The organism is Streptococcus urinalis 2285-97 (genome assembly GCF_000188055.2).
GTDB classification, from domain to species: Bacteria; Bacillota; Bacilli; order Lactobacillales; family Streptococcaceae; genus Streptococcus; species Streptococcus urinalis.
In genome coordinates this window covers 980,354-1,000,954 of record NZ_AEUZ02000001.1, presented here as the reverse complement: position 1 = coordinate 1,000,954, position 20,601 = coordinate 980,354, and the positions used below count along the sequence as shown (strand labels likewise).

General features: G+C 32.2%; 18 protein-coding genes and 2 pseudogenes. 2 read left to right on the top strand and 18 right to left on the bottom strand.

Annotated elements, in window-relative coordinates; all coding sequences use genetic code 11:
- Nucleotides 1-33: 33 nt before the first annotated feature.
- The 6 genes and pseudogenes from STRUR_RS05090 to STRUR_RS05065 all read right to left on the bottom strand — a co-directional run bounded on the left by STRUR_RS05090 (nt 34) and on the right by STRUR_RS05065 (nt 7,964).
- The gene (locus STRUR_RS05090) at nt 34-1,149 is read right to left on the bottom strand and encodes an AI-2E family transporter (RefSeq protein ID WP_006740396.1); all 1,116 of its coding nucleotides are present in this window, start codon (nt 1,147-1,149) and stop codon (nt 34-36) included.
- 96 nt (nt 1,150-1,245) lie between these two features.
- The gene (locus tag STRUR_RS05085) at nt 1,246-2,685 is read right to left on the bottom strand and encodes a 6-phospho-beta-glucosidase (protein WP_006739535.1); all 1,440 of its coding nucleotides are present in this window, start codon (nt 2,683-2,685) and stop codon (nt 1,246-1,248) included.
- A gap of 60 nt (nt 2,686-2,745) precedes the next feature.
- Nucleotides 2,746-3,294: pseudogene (locus STRUR_RS05080) on the bottom strand (family 1 glycosylhydrolase); the annotation flags it as partial.
- A gap of 223 nt (nt 3,295-3,517) precedes the next feature.
- Complete coding sequence (locus STRUR_RS05075; protein WP_006738695.1) at nt 3,518-4,345, bottom strand: Cof-type HAD-IIB family hydrolase; 828 nt, start codon at nt 4,343-4,345, stop codon at nt 3,518-3,520.
- Nucleotides 4,346-4,584: 239 nt separating this feature from the next.
- A complete protein-coding gene (locus STRUR_RS05070; RefSeq protein WP_006739824.1) occupies nt 4,585-5,202 on the bottom strand; it encodes an SGNH/GDSL hydrolase family protein in 618 nt (205 codons plus the stop codon).
- 221 nt (nt 5,203-5,423) lie between these two features.
- Nucleotides 5,424-7,964: a GBS Bsp-like repeat-containing protein gene (locus STRUR_RS05065; protein WP_006740263.1), complete on the bottom strand. Its 2,541-nt coding sequence runs from the start codon at nt 7,962-7,964 to the stop codon at nt 5,424-5,426.
- Nucleotides 7,965-8,152: 188 nt separating this feature from the next.
- Between STRUR_RS05065 and STRUR_RS05060 the strand changes: the two genes are divergently transcribed.
- Entirely contained in the window at nt 8,153-9,073 is a 921-nt protein-coding gene (locus STRUR_RS05060; protein WP_006738428.1) for a helix-turn-helix transcriptional regulator, read from the top strand.
- Between the two features lie 26 nt (nt 9,074-9,099).
- On the opposite strand, the pseudogene licT reads toward STRUR_RS05060, so the two are convergent.
- From licT to murB, 7 genes and pseudogenes are all read right to left on the bottom strand, one after another.
- A pseudogene (licT, locus tag STRUR_RS05055) lies at nt 9,100-9,936 on the bottom strand (BglG family transcription antiterminator LicT).
- A 90-nt stretch (nt 9,937-10,026) separates the two neighbouring features.
- Nucleotides 10,027-11,565, bottom strand: coding sequence for a ClC family H(+)/Cl(-) exchange transporter (locus tag STRUR_RS05050; protein WP_006740111.1), 1,539 nt, complete (start codon nt 11,563-11,565; stop codon nt 10,027-10,029).
- 112 nt (nt 11,566-11,677) lie between these two features.
- Nucleotides 11,678-12,751 (bottom strand): ABC transporter substrate-binding protein, encoded by a 1,074-nt coding sequence (locus STRUR_RS05045; RefSeq protein ID WP_006739987.1) that lies wholly within the window; start codon nt 12,749-12,751, stop codon nt 11,678-11,680.
- Complete coding sequence (locus STRUR_RS05040; protein WP_006740023.1) at nt 12,744-13,520, bottom strand: ABC transporter permease; 777 nt, start codon at nt 13,518-13,520, stop codon at nt 12,744-12,746. Before STRUR_RS05040 ends, STRUR_RS05045 begins: the two co-directional genes overlap by 8 nt.
- Nucleotides 13,517-14,311 (bottom strand): ABC transporter permease, encoded by a 795-nt coding sequence (locus tag STRUR_RS05035; RefSeq protein ID WP_006740459.1) that lies wholly within the window; start codon nt 14,309-14,311, stop codon nt 13,517-13,519. The genes STRUR_RS05040 and STRUR_RS05035 overlap by 4 nt, the downstream gene beginning before the upstream one ends.
- Nucleotides 14,295-15,449 (bottom strand): ABC transporter ATP-binding protein, encoded by a 1,155-nt coding sequence (locus STRUR_RS05030; protein ID WP_006740133.1) that lies wholly within the window; start codon nt 15,447-15,449, stop codon nt 14,295-14,297. Before STRUR_RS05030 ends, STRUR_RS05035 begins: the two co-directional genes overlap by 17 nt.
- 17 nt (nt 15,450-15,466) lie before the next feature.
- Nucleotides 15,467-16,360 (bottom strand): UDP-N-acetylmuramate dehydrogenase, encoded by an 894-nt coding sequence (gene murB, locus STRUR_RS05025; RefSeq protein ID WP_006739669.1) that lies wholly within the window; start codon nt 16,358-16,360, stop codon nt 15,467-15,469.
- 365 nt (nt 16,361-16,725) lie between these two features.
- Between murB and STRUR_RS05020 the strand changes: the two genes are divergently transcribed.
- Complete coding sequence (locus STRUR_RS05020; RefSeq protein WP_006739489.1) at nt 16,726-17,016, top strand: hypothetical protein; 291 nt, start codon at nt 16,726-16,728, stop codon at nt 17,014-17,016.
- Nucleotides 17,017-17,084: 68 nt separating this feature from the next.
- Here the strand turns inward: STRUR_RS05020 and folK are convergent, their stop codons facing one another.
- From folK to STRUR_RS04995, 5 genes are read right to left on the bottom strand one after another with little or no spacing between them, the layout of a single operon-like run.
- Entirely contained in the window at nt 17,085-17,564 is a 480-nt protein-coding gene (gene folK, locus STRUR_RS05015; RefSeq protein WP_006739025.1) for a 2-amino-4-hydroxy-6-hydroxymethyldihydropteridine diphosphokinase, read from the bottom strand.
- Nucleotides 17,561-17,920 carry a dihydroneopterin aldolase gene (gene folB / locus STRUR_RS05010; RefSeq protein WP_006738608.1) on the bottom strand — a complete coding sequence of 120 codons (360 nt, stop codon included), beginning with the start codon at nt 17,918-17,920 and terminating at the stop codon, nt 17,561-17,563. The genes folK and folB overlap by 4 nt, the downstream gene beginning before the upstream one ends.
- The gene (gene folP, locus STRUR_RS05005; protein ID WP_006740275.1) at nt 17,920-18,729 is read right to left on the bottom strand and encodes a dihydropteroate synthase; all 810 of its coding nucleotides are present in this window, start codon (nt 18,727-18,729) and stop codon (nt 17,920-17,922) included. The genes folB and folP overlap by 1 nt, the downstream gene beginning before the upstream one ends.
- 9 nt (nt 18,730-18,738) lie before the next feature.
- The gene (gene folE / locus STRUR_RS05000; protein WP_006739203.1) at nt 18,739-19,296 is read right to left on the bottom strand and encodes a GTP cyclohydrolase I FolE; all 558 of its coding nucleotides are present in this window, start codon (nt 19,294-19,296) and stop codon (nt 18,739-18,741) included.
- A 20-nt stretch (nt 19,297-19,316) separates the two neighbouring features.
- Entirely contained in the window at nt 19,317-20,576 is a 1,260-nt protein-coding gene (locus STRUR_RS04995; protein ID WP_006739960.1) for a bifunctional folylpolyglutamate synthase/dihydrofolate synthase, read from the bottom strand.
- Between the last annotated feature and the right edge of the window lie 25 nt (nt 20,577-20,601).

Here is a 20,601-nt window from a genome sequence, read left to right as displayed (position 1 = left end):
ACTCCTTATACTATTATTCGAAAAAAAAAGAGTTTAAACATTAGTTTTTAAACTCTTTTTGATAATATGATCTTTCAAAATTTGGTAAAGGCTCGCAGCTAAAGGAACAGCAACCAACATACCAGGTATATTCCACAAGGCACCACCAATAGTGATAGCTAAAATGACCCACATTCCTGGTAAACCAATAGAATTACCGACAACTCTAGGATAGATAACATTTCCTTCAAATTGTTGTAATATCACAATAAAAATAATAAAGAAAACTGCTTTTGGAAATGATTCCGTCAGAATCAATATAAAACCTATTGAAGCACCAATGAATGCTCCAAAAACTGGAATTAATGCTGAAAAACCAACTAAGACACCAATCGTCGCTGCAAATGGTAATTTAAAAATCATCATCCCTACTGCCGTAAGTGTTCCTAATATAATGGCATCCATACTCTGACCAATAAAAAATCGGTGAAAACGGAAATTCAAAATATTAACAACATAATGTATCGTTGAAGCGTATTTTCCTGTATAAGTATCTACTAAAAGATTGAACTGTCTTCCAAGCTGCTCCTTATTAGCTAAGACATAAATGGAGAACACAAAGCTGATAAAAACATTCAGTACCGTTGATGCAATTGTTGTGACAGAGGTCAACATATTTGTTAGAACAGATAAGACTTGCTTTAAAACTTGATGACTATAGTTGGAAACTGCAGCACTCACATCAGCATTACTTCCTAAATAATTAATTAGTTTTGCGATTTGTTTATTATCATTTAATTCTTCAACAAAATCACTAAATATTTTTGGATCCACTTGAAGAAGACTGGTAATACTTGCAATCAAATCTGGTAAAACAATTGAAAAAATATAAACAATAACTGCTAAAAAGGTTAAATAAGATAATATCAGACAAATCGGTCTTTTAGCTCTGAGTAACTTTTTTGACTTAACAAATCTTGTATAAACAGATTCGTATAAATTCATTACGATATTAACGATAAATGCCAAAGCAGCACCCACTAAAAAGGGTTTACTGGCATGAAAGGTAGTACTGACGACATCTGAACCAAATGACCAATAAGATTGAATGGCATAACAGATTACAAATGCAAGCACAATTAAAGCAACTTGCCTTTTTTCAAATTTCATTTTTTCTCCTTTTGTCTTATTATACACTAAAAAATGAAAATAACATACTTAGAATATCTAATTCTAAAAATCCTAGAATAAACTAGGCTTTTTTGGTTAATCAATATCAGTACCATTACTTGCAATAACTTTTTTGTACCAATCAAATGATTTTTTCTTAGAACGTTTTAGTGACCCATTACCATCATTATCACGGTCAACGTAGATAAATCCATAACGTTTTTTCATTTCACCAGTGCCAGCTGACACTAAGTCAATTGGTCCCCAGGTAGTATAACCTAGTAATTCAACACCATCTTCATTAATAGCTTCATTCATAGCCTTAACGTGGGCTCTTAGGTAGTCAATGCGATAATCATCTTCAACGTAGCTATTTTCATCAGGAGTATCAACTGCACCTAAACCATTTTCGACGATAAACATTGGTTTTTGGTAACGGTCCCAAATGGTATTTAAAGTAATGCGTAATCCTAATGGATCAATTTGCCAACCCCATTCAGATGCTGGTAAATACGGATTTTTAATTGAGGCAAAAATATTACCTTCCGTTTGTTCATTAACTTTTGGATCACCAGAAGCAACACGGCTTGAATAGTATGAGAATGAAATAAAATCAACAGTGTTTTCCTTCAATAAAGTCAAGTCTTCTTCTGTCATTTTAATGTTTAAATGTTCCCGTTCAAATTTCTTTTTAGCATAATTTGGGTATTGACCACGCGCTTGAACATCAATAAAGAAATAATTTTCTCTATCTTCTTTCATTGCTGCCCAATAATCATCTGGATGACAAGTATTTGGATAATATTGTCCAGCAGCCAACATACAGCCTACTTTATTTTCTGGATCAACTTCATGAGCAATTTTCGTTGCTATCGCTGAGGCGACTAATTCATGATGAGCTGCTTGATACTTAACTTCTTCTTGATTTTCACCTTCCTCGAAGTACAATCCTGCTCCCATGAATGGTGCATGAAGAATCATGTTAATTTCATTGAAAGTTAGCCAGTATTTCACTAAACCTTTGTAGCGATTAAAGATAACTTGACAGAGTCGTTCGTAAAATTTAATCACCTTACGATTACGCCAACCACCATATTCTTCAATCAAATGCATTGGGAAATCAAAATGTGTAATGGTTACTAAAGGTTCAATACCATATTTACGACATTCTTTAAAAACATTTTCGTAAAATTGAAGTCCTGCTTCATTTGGTTCTAACTCATCTCCTTTAGGGAAAATACGAGTCCAACCAATTGACATACGATAAGTCTTAAATCCCATTTCAGCGAACAAAGCAATATCTTCTTTATAGTGATGATAAAAATCAATAGATTCTTTTGCCGGATAGAAATAACCTTCTTCAAAATCAAACATTTTCTTTTGTCCTGAAATGATTGGAAAACGATCCTTACCAATTGGGACAACATCAACATTTGCTAAGCCACGACCATCAGCATCATATGCTCCTTCGACTTGGTTTGCTGCAGTAGCACCACCCCATAAAAATCCTTTAGGGAAAGCTTTATTTTCTGACATTCAAAACACCTCTTAATTTGTTCTATTTGTAACTATTGAGTTTAAATCAACTTGTTACATTTACTCTAAATCTTCACCATTTGAAGAAATCACTTTTTGGTACCAGTAGAATGAATCTTTTGGTGTTCTTTCTAAAGTTCCATTTCCTTCATCATCCATATCAACATAAATGAAACCATACCGTTTACGCATTTCACCAGTACCTGCTGAAACGATATCAATACAGCCCCAAGTTGTATAAGCTATTAAGTCAACACCATTATCAATGGCTCTAGACATAGCTTTAACATGTTCTCTATGATAATCAATACAATAATCATCATGAACAACGCCATCTTCACCCACTGTATCAAAAGCACCTAAGCCGTTTTCAACAACCATTAGTGGAATTTCATAGCGATCATAGATTTTTTCGAGGAAATATTGTAAACCATCAGGGTCCTGTGCCCATCCCCAATCAGAATAGGTTAGATAAGGATTTTTTGCACCAGAAGAGAAGTTCCCAGCAACTTGTTCAACATCTTGATGTGTTGTGATATTGTTTGTCATGTAATATGAGAAAGTATAGATATCTACTTTTCCACGTTCAAGTATTTCCAAGTCTCCTTCACCAAAGCCACCTTCAAATTGATTAGCGGCCGTTGCACCACCCAAAAGGAAATCTTTTGGAAATTCTTTTGTCATTTTATAAACTCCATTCATTATTAAATTAATTACACTAATAGTATATCTTTATTGTAACCCTTTTACTTTGTAAATCATTTGAAATTCTTATACTATAATATGATTTTTAAACTCTAGAAGTATCAAAGAACTAGACTACTATTGAAACTTATGCCTTCAAACTATCAAGATAAGATTCTACAACTTGAAATACACCAGCATCTGTATGACTTGGTGCAATGAATTTTGCAGATTGCTTCACTTCTAAAGGCGCATTATCCATTGCAAATGAAAAACCTGCTAATTTTAACATCTCAATATCATTACCGACATCACCAAAAGTCATCACTTCTTCTGGAAGTACATGGTATTTTTCCATAAAATAACTTAGTCCCCATGCTTTGTGATAACCTGTTTGAATGATGTCAATTGAGCCAAATCCACTTGTAATAGCAGTTAAGTTACCATTAAAGTGCAGATTGAAATCAGTCATAATCGTTTTACAATCTGATTCTTCAACTAACATGGAAATTTTTGTTATCTTTTCAGTAAAATTTTCAAAAGATTTGACACGATTGACACGACCTAAAAACATTTCTTGCTGCTCTGGTGTAATAGCCCTCAAAGAACTGACTGGAAATTGAGCTCCTTCAAGCATATAAGTTGATTGTTCAGTTGATAAGGAAATACAATAATGAGCATGCTGATTTTGAAAATAGCGCAAAAAGTCCTTTACCAATTGCTCATCAATCATTTGATGAACTTGGGTTTGTAAACCTTCTAAAAGATGTGTTCCATTTTCAGCAACAAAATAAAGCCTTTGACATAAATCACCAAACATCATACCCAACCGTTCCATGTCATTTCCTGTTGCTACAACAAATTTAATATTTTCTTTATCCAGTCGGTCCAATAATTGTATAAAACGTGAACGGTCAAATTCACCATTCTCATCTAAGGATTTACCATCCATATCGGCTGCAATCATTTTTATCATATTATTACCTCTTAACCATCTTTGTAGACTATTTTTTTAACTAGACAATACTAACAATAAAAGTAATCAGACTATTGTTAACATAATGTCACTTAACTTTTTTATGTCTCATAAAAAGTATAAAATGATTTCACCTATTTTACTTTGTAAATCATTTGAATTTCTTATACTATAGTATGTTTTTGATTTACATCAAATCATAAAAAACTTTAGTATTGAAACACTAAAGTTTAGTTTTGTTATTCTATTTTTTCTTTTATGATTTCGGAAATTTGTTGATAACCTTGAGGTGATAAATGGAGACCATCAACTGTAAATTCTTTTTTTAGTTGATTTGAATTGTCTTTCAATGTGGTATTGACATCAATATATTCTGCACCAACAATGCTTGATAATTGAAGATTGATTTGATCAATTACCGTATTTGTCCTTACTTTAACAGTTTTTGAAAATTCTTCTAATTCTGATACGGGAGCTAAGGATAGCAAAAAAATTTCAGTATCTGGTATTTTTTCTTTAATTATGTCAATTACTGTTTTGATATGATTAACAATATCTTTTTCCGAGAAGCCAAGACCAATATCATTAGTCCCAATTTGAATAAAAACTTTTTCAGGCAGCAAATCTGTAACTTGTACATCGATGTGATTTATTAGCCATTCCGTATATGTTCCAGCTATTCCTCGATTAATCAGGTGTTTATGCCTTCCTAGATATTTACGGATTAAATAATACTCAATGATAGAATCACCCGTAAATACAATAGCATGTCTGTCTTCTTTTTCATTTGCTAATTGAAATTGTTTTAATTTTCGATTTTGGTAATCTTCTAATTGTGATGTAATGACTTCAAGCATACCTTACTCCTCCATTATTTACCCTTTAGTATACCAAATTTTTGAAATCAATCATATTATGACAAATTGAAAAACACTCATGGAGATTTACTGAGTGTTTTTCAATTAATAATACATTTCTAAAATTAGTATAGGTAAATTTTTTTACGATAGCTTCTTTTATCCTTTTAAAAAGTAATATTATCATATGAAATAACCTCTGCAAAGGCAGAGGTTATAGATTAAAGGTGTATAAAATGCATACCAGACTGAGCTTTTAACACTCTCCAATTGAGTTGATATGCTTGTGGAGTGGCCATTTCACTGATAAGAAAACTACCATCACTATTGACATATTCCACGAAAGCGACATGACCTTGCTGACTAGCATAAGCAACTCCTGGATCAAATTGGACCATATCTCCAACTTGAGGATGATCATCAACTTTTATTCCTTGATTGGAAGCATTTTTTGCCCATTCTTCAGCATTTCCTAAATTTGAAGGTACTTTATGACCAGTTTCAACAGCACGGTTATAGACGTACCATGTCGCATAACCTTTAGTATACTGATTGCCATCAAAACCTTCTTTTAATGCTTTTTGACTAGGACTTTGATAAGTTAAGATTGCTTGTTGTTCTTCAGTTAATTGACTATTGTAAAATTGACTTAATTTGATATCACCCTTTTTTGAATCAACTGGTTTGATTGGATTATCATCATTAGAAGTAACTTTATCAATTGCATTTTTTCGATAAATGAAGTTAATTCCTGATTTTGGCTTAATCATTCTTATATTATAATTGTAACGATTTGGTGTTGCTAATTCGCTAATAATAAAGGAACCATCACTATTGACATGTTCAACAAAAGCAACATGACCATCGCTACTTGCTCCATCCACATTAGGATCAAAAGTCACAATAGAGTCAACTTTGGCTATAGTTCCTGTTTCATAGCCTTCTTTTTGAGCATTTTGTAACCAATCTTTTGCATTTCCTAATGAGGTTGATAAGGTTTCACCAGTTTCAGAAAAGCGATTATAAATATACCAAGCATCATATCCTGCTATATAAGTATTTCCAGTAGATGTTTTTGTTTTAGAAGTTTCACTCGCAAGTGGAAATAGTAATTTAGCCTTATCGTCTGAATTTAAATCATTATTATAGAACTGATTCAGAATAATATCATTACGATTAACAGTTTGTTTTGAGATTTCTTTTGCAAAAAGTCCAATCATATTACCGTTTGCTTGTTGTCCATAAACATGTAAAAAGTAGTTTCCTTCTTCATGTAATAATGACGATGACAAGTATAATTGATATTGATTATCTGTGACTTGCTTTGCATCGAGCCAATTTAAATCATCTTGACCATTTTTTTCTGACCAAACTGCTATTTTTAATTTTTGATAATCTGAAGGAATATTGTTAAATGAAAGAAAATATGAGCCATCTTGTTCTTTTTCCATCTTTATTTGCGGCTCTTTTGGTCTTTCAGAATTAGCTCTTAACATAACAGTCTTCAACTTCGTCATATTACCATTAGTTGACATTCCATAAATTGTTGCTTCAAGATTTTGACTATTTGAAAAATCTGAATCATTTATAGTAACTTGATAGTTTCCATTTTGTAATTTGGAAGCATTATACCACTTCAAATCAGAATCATCAGAACTTGATTTAAGAGCTAATGTTACCGGTTCAAAAGTATCATTAACCTCTTTGATGAGAACTTGGTAGTTATTTTCATTTCTAATAACTTCAGTTGAAGGTTCTTTAGCTACATCTTCTTTTACGGCTTCTTTTTTAACTGATACAATCTGACTATCAAATCCTTTTAATGTGTTGTTTTTAGAGATGTAACTATCAATCCTATAAGTATTTCCTTTATGCAGTCTACGATCAATAGATAATATCTTCTTACCGTCAGTTTTGTACCATCTAAGGTCATCTTGGTCATTTTCTGTTGACCATATAGCTGTTTCATATTTTGATCCATTAGGTGCTGGTCTTTTATAATTAATGGTAACTGTGTTCTCATTGATGGTAATATCAGGTTTTACAAGAGGTATTTCAATTGGTTTAAGTGCAATACCTTCTTTTTGGCCGTCCAAATAAGTAATATAAGCATGGATATTGTATACACCGATATCATATTGATGGTTTTTAGTATCAACGCTGACGACAGCTTTTTGGTTCTCAACTTGAGAAGTTTGATACCATTTTAAATCATCTTGACCACTATTTTCAGACCAAACTGCAACAGCAATATGTTCAATGTTTTCGTGTGATTGGCTAGAATCTACAGTCACATCAAATTGTCCTTTATCTGGCTCAAATTGATTAATAGAAACTTGAGTTCCTGTAATTTGAGAAGTCACTTTGACTTTATTATCTAAGTTTACTTCACTATTAGAGTCATTAGTCTTGATTTCTTGATTAGTATTTGTCTGAGGTTGACTTTCCACATCTGTATTGTAATCAGTCGTTTGGTTATCATCTGGTACCTCGTCGGTCACTTTATCATTATTTGTTATCGATGATGCTGTCAGATCTGAAGAATTTTCCATAGCCTCATTACTCATTGAGCTTTCTTGAGTCAACTCATCACTTTTACCATTAAGTTCTTGGCTAGAATTAACTACTAGATCTGCTTGGTTTGTCTCAATTGAATCTTGTGTCGTAGAAACACTCTCTTGATCAGCAAAAACACTATGGCTAAATGAAGCTGCAGCAATAACTGAAGCACACAATAAGATTTGTTTGTGATAACGTTTCATGGTAATCTCCTTTTCCTAAAACTTCTGAATTGTAATAGTCCATTGTGACATATTAAAGTTAATTATGTCTTTTATATTTCAATTGTTACATTTATATTACATATTGTCAAATCAAAAACTTATGAGAGCTTTAGCAATAGGACTTTGATATAATACTATTATAGGAAAATAAGTAGAGGTGGTTTATTTTGAAATTAAAGCAAAATCCTTTTAAACAAGATGTTTTGAACGAAAATAATCATTTATTACCATATCATTATTTCAATACTATTGTTTCAAATGGAAGTCCAGATATTTTATTTCATTGGCATCCTGAATTAGAAATTAACTTTATTCATGAAGGGAGTGCACGTTTCCATATAGATTATGATTTTTTTAATAGTCAAAAAGGCGATATCATTCTCGTAAGACCTAATGGCATGCATTCCATACATCCGATTGGTAGTCAAGAGCATCATATGGAAACGTTTCAATTCCATCTTGATATGATTGGGGCTTCAATTATTGACCAAGTTAGTTTACGTTATTTACAACCTCTACAAAATAGTTATTACAAGTTCATTTACCGCATTACGTCTGATATGGAGGGCTATGATGAGATTAAAAAGTGTCTCTTCCAAATTTTTGATCTCAGTAAAAAGGAAGGTAGGCATTTTGAATTACTTCTAAAATCCAAGATAAATGAGTTGATGTACTACCTTTATTATTATAAATACGTCATTAAAAAGAGTACTGAAGATGTTTATCGTAAAAATGAAAAGATCAGAGAATTAATTGATTTTATTAATAATAATTACGAAAGTGACTTATCTATTGAAAAACTTGCAGATTTCATTGGTTATAGTAAAACGCACTTTATGACTGTGTTTAAACAACACACTGGCACTTCTTGTACCGAATTTGTTATCAAGGTAAGATTATCTAAAGCATGTGAACTTCTCATCAATTCTACTTCTCCTATTTTAGAAATTGCTAATAAAATTGGATTTAACAATCTATCCAATTTTAATCGACAATTTAAACGCTACTACAATATGACACCTAGTCAATACCGACTTAATTATTCAAAGCCTAAAGAGAGTATGACACTGATAAATCCTAAAAATTAAAAAAGTCCCTTTAAAAAGGGACTTTTTTAATTACTATTGTATAGTCGTTGAATATGAATAGTCAAATAGACCTGTTCATCACTGCTCATTTTAAAATCAAATGTCGTACGTAAATAGTCCTTAATCTTCTCAGTGCATTTATATGCTTCAGGGTAATTTAACTTCACTTGTTCAAATAAAAAACTATCGTTACTTCCTTGAACTTGTCCATTTAAAACTCGTTGAGCAAAATACTGAAGATGCTTTACAAAGCGATTATAAGACACACTATCTTCATCAAAATGTTTACCATAGTACAATCTTACAATATCTAAAATAGCGATAACTAAACTAGCCATTTTTCAATTCTTTTCAACCATACCTGAATCTTTTTGGGCATTGATTAGATGTAGTGCAATAGAAGAACCTTCATCTGATGGTAAATTGATATTCAATTTATCCTTAATAATATCAAGAGCTTTTTGACCAACCGTGTATTCCTTTGGATAAAATTTTCTAATTTCCCAGGATAAAGGGTTATTAATACTAAAACCATCTTGGATTCTCTCAATTGTATAATGAATATGATCAGCTAATGCAATATAAAGTGCCGCATCAAATGTCATCTCTAGTTCTTTTTGACCCAATTGAATAATGGCTAAAACAGCTTCGACTTCTTGCTCACTAAGATCACTATATACTGTCGATATATCATCAGAAACTTTTTGATTTTGAGGTACAAACCATTTCTCAACTTGTGTATCGTCAATACTTTGACCTGGTTTTTTTTGAAAACCAATACCTCTTCCCATTGCTATAATTTCTTCTTTGTTCTCACCTATTAATTGAACAATATTATTGTTATAAACTTTATCAATTATCATATCGATACCTACTATTCTTGCAACAAAACCTGTTTCTATCATATCAAAATATTGGAGGTTAGCCAAATTATTATGATAAATTCTGTCTTTTTAAGTTTCCATAAAATATGCTCTGATTTTAGCAATATCCGGTTCATTGACGACTAAAAAGATTGTTTCACCAGACCTAAGAATCGTATTACCAGATACTAATTCAGAGTGTTTCCCAGACATTTGAGTTGTTATAAGAGCATTATGAGGTAAGTGTAAATCTCTGACTTTTTTTCCAGCTATTTTATCAGATACTGTTAATTCAATAAGTGTTGGTTCAATAAGTTCTTTGGGTTTTGATAAACTCATTTTTGAGAGCATAGCTTCGTAAATTGGTTCGCCTTTTAGAAAATCCATAATAATATATGCAAATAAAGTGACAACACCTATACTCATTAATTGTCTCATATCACCAACCATTTCAGTGACTAAAATCATACCAGTAAGAGGAGCTTTGGAAATAGCTCCAAAATAACCAGACATACCTAGAACGATAAATAGAGGAATCAAATCATGTGAAATGAGATGAAGATTTTCAAATAAAAGACCAAAGCATAAACCAGCTAATGAGCCTAAGGTCAATATAGGTAAGAATATACCACCAGGAAGACCAGAACCGTAGCACAACATACTCCAAATAAATCGGATGATAAAATAAGTTAGGGCAACCAGTAAAGTTGGTGATTTTCCAGCCATCGATATGATAAGTCCATTACCACCACCTAATAATTGAGGCGCATAATAACCTATTGGTAAAATAGCAAACACTAAATAAATAACATTTAAATACTGAGGTAATCTAAAAATACCTTCAAGTTTTTGATAAACCCATTGAATTCTTAAAATAATGACTTCATAATAATATCCCAAAAGTCCTAGGAAAATTCCCATAACTGGTAAAATCCAATATTGGTATAAACCAAGAGATGTTAAATGATTTGGAAATCCTAAAACGGGATGGAGACCAAAAATATTTAAAGAAATAAAATTAGCAACTAAACTGGCAACTAAAGCTGAAATCCATACCAATCTTGAAAAATGATGATAAACTTCTTCAACAACAAATAAAAGTCCTGCTATCGGAGCATTAAAAGCTGCTGAAAGTCCTGCCGCAGCACCACTTGCAATGAGAACTCGTTTTTCAACCCTACTTGATTTAAGCCATTTTGATAAGCCTTTGGCTGACATAGAACCTAATTGAATACTAGGACCTTCGCGACCCAGCATAAATCCCATTGAAATAGCAAGTACGCCAGCAATAAACTTTTTCCACAAGACACTCCACCAATTTGGATGAAGCATTCCTTTTAATTCCCCTTCAACATGAGGAATACCTGATCCTTTTATATCAGGTTCTGATTTTACAAGAAATCCAATAATAAAAGCAAAAATTAAACTAACAAAAATGATTAGTAATAAAAGCCAATGATTGTGATGGGATTGATGATAAATCTCAACAACTCTTTCAAATATTTTTTCAATTGATAACCTAAATAAACTCACAACTGTTCCAGAGACAAGACCAACCAAGAGTCCTGTCCAAACGAAACCTAAAATATTTTGTCTTGAAAAAGTAAATTCATTTCTATGATTTTCCATCTAACCTCACACTTTCTGTTACCTTCCATTGTATCAAAGAAATCAGTAACTTTCTAGCACATTTTAAAGACACTTAAAAATCTCTAACTTTTAAGGATAGAGATTTAAACTATTATTTTCGATACATCTTAAATTGTAAATACAGGTCATTATATATACCCAACCACTTATCACCAAGATTATCATATACTTCTAAGTGTTTTATTGTCTCTTGATCAGGATAAAATGCTTTATCACGCTTCACTTCATTTGGAAGCAATTCTTTGGCTTTTTCATTTGGTGTTGCATAGCCAATATACTCAGCATTCTGAGCAGCATTCTTTGGATCAAGCATAAAATTAATAAAAGCATATGCTTCTTTTTTATGTTTCATTGTTTTTGGAATGACGATATTATCAAACCATAGATTTGACCCTTCTTGTGGTAAAACATAATGAAGGTGTTTATTGGACGAAAGCATTTCACTTGCTTCGCCAGAGAAGGTGACACCTATAGCAGCATCTCCTTGAATCATATAACCTTTCATTTCATCAGCAACAATTGCTTTAACATTGGGAGTCAAACCTTGAAGGCGTTTTTCAACTTTGATTAATTCAGCTTGGTTCTTGGTATTTAAACTGTAGCCATAAGTATTTAAACCAATCCCCATTATTTCTCTAGCACCATCAACAAGCATAATTTGATTCTTATACTCACTATTCCATAAATCAATCCAATGTTTTGGAGGATTTTTGACTAATTGATCATTGTAAACAATTCCTACAGTTCCCCAAAAGTAGGGGATAGAATAGTCATTGTTAAGGTCAAAGCTTTTACCCAAAAATTCTGGACTAATATTTGATAGACCTTTGATTTTTGATTTATCCAATTTATAGAGTAAGTTGGCTTTTTTCATTTTATCAATGGTGTAGTCACTTGGAACTGCAATATCGTAGGTAGTTCCACCTTGTTTTATTTTGGTATACATGGCTTCGTTAGAATCAAATGTTTCATATTGAACTTGAATACCTGTTTCTTTTGTAAACTTTGTTAATAAGTCGGGATCAATATAATCCCCCCAATTATAGATAACAAGTTTATCGGACTGTGCAGAACTACCAGACTGTTTTTTCGTAACAACTGTTATCATAGTTAAGAAAAGAATAACTATGGTAATCCCTGCAAAAAAAGAATACAATTTACGCATTTCGTTCCTCCTTATCTTGAGAAATGAAATAATAACCTATCACTAATAAAATAGAAAATAAAAATACTATCGTCGAAAGTGCATTAATTTCTAAAGAAATACCTTGTCTTGCGCGTGAGTATATCTCAACTGATAACGTTGTAAAACCATTACCTGTTAAGAAGAAAGTAACTGCAAAATCATCTAAGGAATAGGTAAATGCCATAAAATATCCTGCAATAATTCCTGGAGTCAAATAAGGTAGCATTACTTCTTTTAACATCTGAAATTGATTGGCACCTAAATCAAAGGCAGCATTAATCATATCCTCGTTCATTTCTTTTAATCTTGGTAAAACCATAAGAACCACTATGGGAATAGAAAATGCAATATGACTAAGCAAGACGGATAACATGCCAAGAGGAAATTTCAACATTGTGAATAAAATAAGAAAAGACGCACCAATCATAACATCTGGTGAAACCATTAATACATTATTGGCTGATAAAGCAGCTGTTTGAAATTTTTTATTAGATTGATGAATAAATATAGCACCAAATGTTCCAATAATGGTAGCAATTAAAGCACTTAAAAAAGCTAAAATGAATGTTTCCATAAGAATAATCATCAAACGACTATCCGAAAACATATTTTTGTAATGACTAAAGGTTACCCCAGTAAAGTGGTTCATATCGCCACCTTTATTGAAAGAATAAAAAATTAAATAAAAGATAGGGATATAAAGGAGAGCAAAAACAATGGCTAAATAAATATTGGCAAATTTCTTCATTTACTTCTCTCCTTTGTTAACCACATTGTTAGTACCATTGCAAGAATTAAAACGACACCGATAGTTGACCCCATTCCCCAGTTTTGAGTTGTCAAAAAATGTTGTTCAATAGCTGTTCCTAAGGTAATAACGCGATTTCCACCAATTAATCGTGTTAACATAAACAAGCTAAGACTAGGTATAAAAACTGACTGAACACCACTTCTAACCCCATTCATCGATAATGGAAAAATAACTTTTGAAAATGTTTGAAGTTCATTAGCACCTAAATCTCTACTTGCATTAATAATATTATCATCAATATTATCCAAAGCATTGAAAATAGGTAAAATCATAAAAGGCAACTCAATATAAGCAGCCACAAAAATGAAAGAGAAATCCGTAAACAAAAGCTGTTTTGGACCAATTCCCATAAATGTCAAAAAATGATTAAAACTTCCTTCTTGACCAAATATTCCCATAAAAGCATATGCTTTCAAAAGTAAATTGACCCAAGTTGGTAAAATAATTAACATTAACCAAAGTTGTTTATGCTTTAATTGTCTCAAAAACAAAGCTGTTGGATAAGCAACACAAAGTGTCACAAGAGTAATTATGCCGGCATATAATATTGAATTGAAGCTCATTTTTAAATAAGTAAATGAACTAAAGAACACCTGATAATTACTGAATGTCAATTGTCCTTGAATATTGAAAAAAGATTTAAAAATTAAAAGGGCAACTGGTGCGACAACAAAGAAAAAGATCCATAAAATATAAGGAATTGAAAACAGATTAGAGGTTTTCTTCATTTCTTTCCTCCTCTATATAATTGATCAATCCGTCTTCATGATCTTCAGTATCAACATATTCCTCAATTCTGGCATCAAACTCTTCTTCTGTTTCATTTAACCTCATGATATGAATATCTTCAGGTGTGAAATCTAATCCAATCACTTCACCTTCTATGGCTTTGCGTGTTGAATGAATCATCCATTCATTGCCTAAATCATCATAAGCGATAATTTCATAATGTACCCCTCTAAAAAGTTGTGTATCGACTTTAACTTGTAGTTTACCTTCTTCTGGTAACGTAATCTGCAAATCTTCTGGTCTAATAACAACTTCAACACTTTCATTTGGTCTCATTCCACCATCAACAGATTCAAAACGTTTGCCATTAAATTCAACCAAGTAATCTTCGATCATTTTGCCATTAAGGATATTTGACTCTCCAATAAAATTGGCAACAAAATGATTGATAGGTTCATCATAAATATCAACTGGTGTTCCTGATTGAACTATCTCACCGTCATTCATAACAAAAATCCAATCACTCATAGCTAATGCTTCTTCTTGATCGTGTGTTACAAAAACAAAAGTAATTCCAAGACGTTGTTGCAGTTCTCTTAATTCATACTGCATTTCTGTTCGTAATTTTAGATCCAATGCTGAAAGAGGTTCATCTAATAGAACCACTTTAGGTTGATTTATAATGGCTCGTGCAATAGCAACACGTTGTCTTTGTCCACCAGAAAGTTTTTGAATTGATCGTTGCCCATAGCCTTCTAATTGAACCATTTTCAAGGCTTCTTCAACTCGATTTTTAATCTCATGTTTATTGATTTTTTTCAATTTTAGAGAAAAAGCCACGTTTTCAAAAACAGTCATATGCGGAAAAAGAGCATAATTTTGAAAAACGGTATGAATATCTCTTTTATTAATGGGAACATCATTGATGCGTTTACCATCTAGTAAGACATCACCAGAAGTCGCTTCTAAGAGACCCGCAATAATATTTAAAATGGTTGATTTCCCAGAACCTGATGCTCCAAGTAATGTATAGAATTTTCCTTCTTCTAGTTCAAAATTAATATTATTTAAAACTTTGGTACCGCTATCATCAAAAGTCTTACTAATATTTCTAAATTCAATAATGGGTTGGCTCACTATTGCTTTCCTCCAACTTATTTTTCACCAATAATTCTAACTTCTGGCTCTAGACGAATTCCAGAGTTAGTTTCGACTGTTTTTATAACATGTACAATTAATTGTTCATAGTCATTTGCTGTTCCATTATCGACATTAATCATAAAGCCAGCATGCTTTTCTGAAACTTCAACACCACCAATTCGATGGCCTTTTAATTGTGATTCCATAATCAACTGCCCAGCAAAATGTCCCACTGGTCTCTTAAAAACAGAACCACATGAAGGATACTCAAGAGGTTGTTTTAATTGACGAAGATGATTTAAGCGTTTCATCTCTTGCGTAATTTGATCATAATTACCAGGTCTGAGAGCAAATTTTGCTGAAATAACAACATCTCCAGTGGATTGAATAACAGAATGACGATAACCAAATGCCATATCTCTGGCTTGAATGGTTTTTATGTCTCCTTCAGGTGTCAATACTTGAGCAGATAACAAAATATGAGCAATTTCCCCACCGTAAGCTCCTGCGTTCATGTAAACTGCACCACCAACACTTCCAGGAATACCACATGCAAATTCAAAACCACTTAAACTATTAAATCTGGCAACACGGGTAGTTTCAATTAAATTTGCTCCAGCTTCTGCCTCAATAGTATACCCATTAACTTTGACAGTATTTAATTTATCAAACATAATCACAAAGCCACGAATGCCACCATCACGAACAATGAGATTACTTGCATTACCAAGTACCATCCAAGGAATATCATTTTGATTAGCATATTTTACTAATCTCACAAGCTCAAATCGATTTCTTGGAAATGCCAAAAAATCTGCTGGGCCTCCAACTTTAGTATAAGTATAATTTTTTAAGGGTTCATTTTCCCTGATATCAATACCATTTAGGGAATCATTTAAGTATGTCATTTTTTTCTCTTCTTATTCTTTTCGTTTTAGCACAAAGCCGTAAATATTATATCAAAATTTAGAACAAATAACGATAAAGTCCTTCATCTTTTTAACAATTATTTTGAAAAAATCTTTATTTAAGTTTGCAGTTATACAAAATTTTCTGAAAAAACAAATACATATAAAAGCCATCATATGGACCATTCTATTTGACTTGTCATTAATATATAAATATTTTATGAAATTGTCATATTATTTATGATAAATTTTAGGAAAAATAGGATTGACACACAAAAGGTTAATCCGTATAATGATTGTTGTTCTTTTGTTTTATTTGATTAATACAATAGAATTAAAAAAATTACTATAAAAGGAGAGATGAAATGAAATCATTATCAAAACTTGTAGCAACAGGGTTACTTGCTATTGCCTTCCTTGGATTAGCCACAAAGACAACACAGGCCGAGGAAAATGACTGGGGTTATGATCATCAGTTTGATAACTGGGAAAGACCTTATAAACTTCCAAACTGGTATGATGCTAGTGATGATCAATATGAAACATTACCTTCTGGACAAATTAACGAAGATGGTTATGATCATAAATACGATACTTGGGAAAGACCTTATAAATTACCAACATGGTATCTCAATGGTAGATTTGGTATTGAATAATACCATTTTCGACAAACTATTCCTTATAAAAACGACTTAAAAACCATTACAAGATAAATGTAATGGTTTTATTCTTTTCGCTTTACAGTTGACGAATCAATTTTTTCTAAAAACTGATATAAAGGAATCCCTTTGATTTGTAAATCATGCGGTGCAATATCAGATAATGGCACTAAAACAAATGCTCTTTCAGTCATAAAAGGATGTGGTACTTTCAAAGTAGGTTTAGATATTAGTTCATTACCAAATAGTAAGATATCAATATCAATAGTACGAGGACCCCACTTTTCATGACGAACGCGATCAAGATCAACTTCAATTTTTTGACAGTACTCTAGTAACTCTAGTGCATTCAATTCTGTTTGGATTTGACAGACTAAATTGAGAAAATCATCTTGATCCGTTTTCCCCCAAGCCTCAGTAACATAAAAGGGGGAAATGAGTTTTAAATGGGTCTTTGGCAATCCAGCAATTTGGTCTAAGGCAGATTTTAAATAATATTCTTTATTACCAAGATTTGAACCTAAACCTAAATAAACTATCGTCATCTTGTTCTCTCCAAGGCAATTCCTACACTATCATAATGTCCTGCAATAGGTGGATTTTCTTTTCTAATTTTTATATTTATTGATTCAATTTTTAAAAATTGTGAGAATAAGCGATCACAAATTGTTGCTGCTAATTTTTCTAAAAGATGATATTGTTTTTCTTCTGTAATGTGTCTAACGGTTTCAAAAACTTCACCATAGTGAACAGTATCTTCAACATCATCTGAAATGGAAGCCGCTTTTAAATCAACAGTTAAATCTAAATCAATGACAAAAATTTGACCAAGCTTATTTTCCTCAGATAATGCACCATGATACCCGTAAAAGCGACATCCTTCTAATAAAATATGGTCCATTATTTCTCCTTCATTATTTGGCTAATGACATTAACCATGTCAACATTCAGTTCAACATTGTGAACACGTACAATTTGACATCCTTTAGAAATGGCATAAGCACTTAGTGCAGCTGTTCCCAAATCTCTATCTAATGGCTGACGATTTCCACCTAAAAGATAATTAACCGTACGTTTTCTTGAAATACCAAACAACACAGGATAACCCAAATTCGTAACTTTTTCCAATTCGCGAAGCAACTGAATATTATCTTCTTCATTTTTAGCAAAACCAAATCCTGGATCAACCCAGATATTTTCTTTTTTGACACCAGCTTCTAGTGCAACTTTTGCACGTTTGTCTAAAAACTGACAAACGTCTTGAGTCACATTTTTATAACCTTCATGTTTTTGGTTATGCATTATCATAATAGGAACATCTTTTTCTGCTGCTAATGCAAACATATCGTCATCATACAAACCAGCCCAAACATCATTTAGAATATCTGCTCCTGCTTCTAATGCTGCTTTTGCAGTTATTGTTTTATAGGTGTCAATGCTAATTAAAATATCAAATCGTTTTTTGATTGCTCTAATAATTGGAACAACCCTTGCAATTTCAACTTCAGCTGGTACAAATTCTGCACCAGGTCTAGTTGATTCCCCACCAACGTCTATAATTTTAACACCTTCGGCAATCATTTTTTCAACTTGTTTAAGTTGTTCATCAATGGATTGATAAAACCCTCCATCTGAAAAAGAATCTGGTGTAACATTCAAGATTCCCATCACACAGGCATTTCCATCAACTTTGTGGCGACCAATAAACATATAAACTCCTTATTTAATTAAACTCATAACTTCTTGTCTTAATGAATCATTTGATTGGTAAAGTCCTTTTGCAATTGTTGTGATCGTTTTGCTTCCAGGTTTTTTAATGCCACGCATTGTCATACACATGTGTTCAGCTTCAACCATAACATAGACACCTTGCGGATTTAGTGCTTGATCTAGAGCATCGGCTATTTGTTCTGTAAGTCGTTCTTGCAATTGAGGTCTTTTACTAGCCACTTCAACTGCACGTGCTAATTTGCTAAGACCTGTAACTTTTCCATCTTGTGGCAAATAAGCAATATGGACCTTCCCATAAAATGGAACTAAATGGTGTTCACACATGGAATAAAAAGGAATATCCTTGACAAGAACCAGATTTTCATAATCTTCTTGAAAAAGGGCCGTAAATTCGTTTTTAGGATCCTGATGTAAGCCAGAAAACATTTCCAAATACATGTTTGAAACTCGCTTTGGAGTGTCTTTCAGTCCTTCTCTCTCAGGATCTTCTCCTAAAGCCTCTAAGAATTGATATATTGCAGCTTCCATTTTCTTTTGATCTGCCACATTAGTCTCCTTTATTGTCATTAATTATTATTCTTTTTTAACCAATATTGTCTAACTTCTGATATAAAATACAAAGATCCTGTAATCAGATAAAAATCAGTTTCTGAATCCTCTTGGTAAGATTTCAACCAATCTTGAAACTGAGTTACTTTTCGATACTTTTGTGGGTATTGGTCTAAGGCAACTGCTCGTGGATAATGAAATGAAGTTACTGTCAGTTCACCAATTTCTTCAAGCATTGCTAACATATCATCAATTGGTTTAGTATTTATTGCTGAAAAAAGAATATGAATTTTTTTATCAGAATAATCGTTTTGCATAACTTTAACAAGTGCCTCAACACTTTCACGATTATGAGCACCATCAATCATTAAATGACTGCTTAGTAGTTCTGTACGTCCCAACCAATGGCTCTTTTCAAGTCCAAGTTTAATCAAATCTGCTGATAATTTTGGAAAATCCTTGTTTAAAAGTAAACAAGTCATAATGACTAAACTGGCATTAATCATTTGATGTTTTCCTTTCATATCAAGAACAATATTAGTTATTCTAAAATTTTTATATTCAAAATCAAAACCGTTATCACGACTTGTTATAAAAAAATCTTTATCAAATTGATATGTGGGACAAGACTTCTCATTTGCTTCAGTTAAAAAAACCTTTTCTACTGATTGTTTTTCGGTTGCAAAAATAAATGGCTCTCCAGCTGTTAAAACTCCAACTTTTTGATGAGCTATTTCTTGGTAAGTTTTTCCTAAAATATCTTGATGATCAAGTCCTATAGACGGACAAATGACTGCCTTTGCATGAAAAACATTAGTAGAATCATATAAACCTCCAAGACCAGCTTCTATGAATGCAATATCAACTGGATGAACCTTTCCAAAGTAATAACACATCATAACCGTTATAATTTCAAATTCTGTTGCAGGTTCAAAGCCGGTTTCTATTGGTAATCTTTCTACTATTGGTTTAATGTGATTAGCTAAAAATACCAAATCTTCTTTTGAAATCATATTGCCATTAAGACTAATACGCTCTCTAAAATCCATAATGTATGGAGAAGTAAAGCTTCCAACTTCATATCCTACACTAGAAAATATCGTTTGAAGGTAATTAACAGTCGATCCTTTACCATTTGTACCGACAACATGAACTGCTGTTAACTGTTGATGAGGATTACCAAGTTCATTGAGCAACCATTTTACTCTTTCGATACCTGGCTTTATTCCAAATTTTAATTGCGAATGAATCCAATCTAGGACTTCTTCATAAGTCACTTTGACACTTCCTTTTAATTAATAA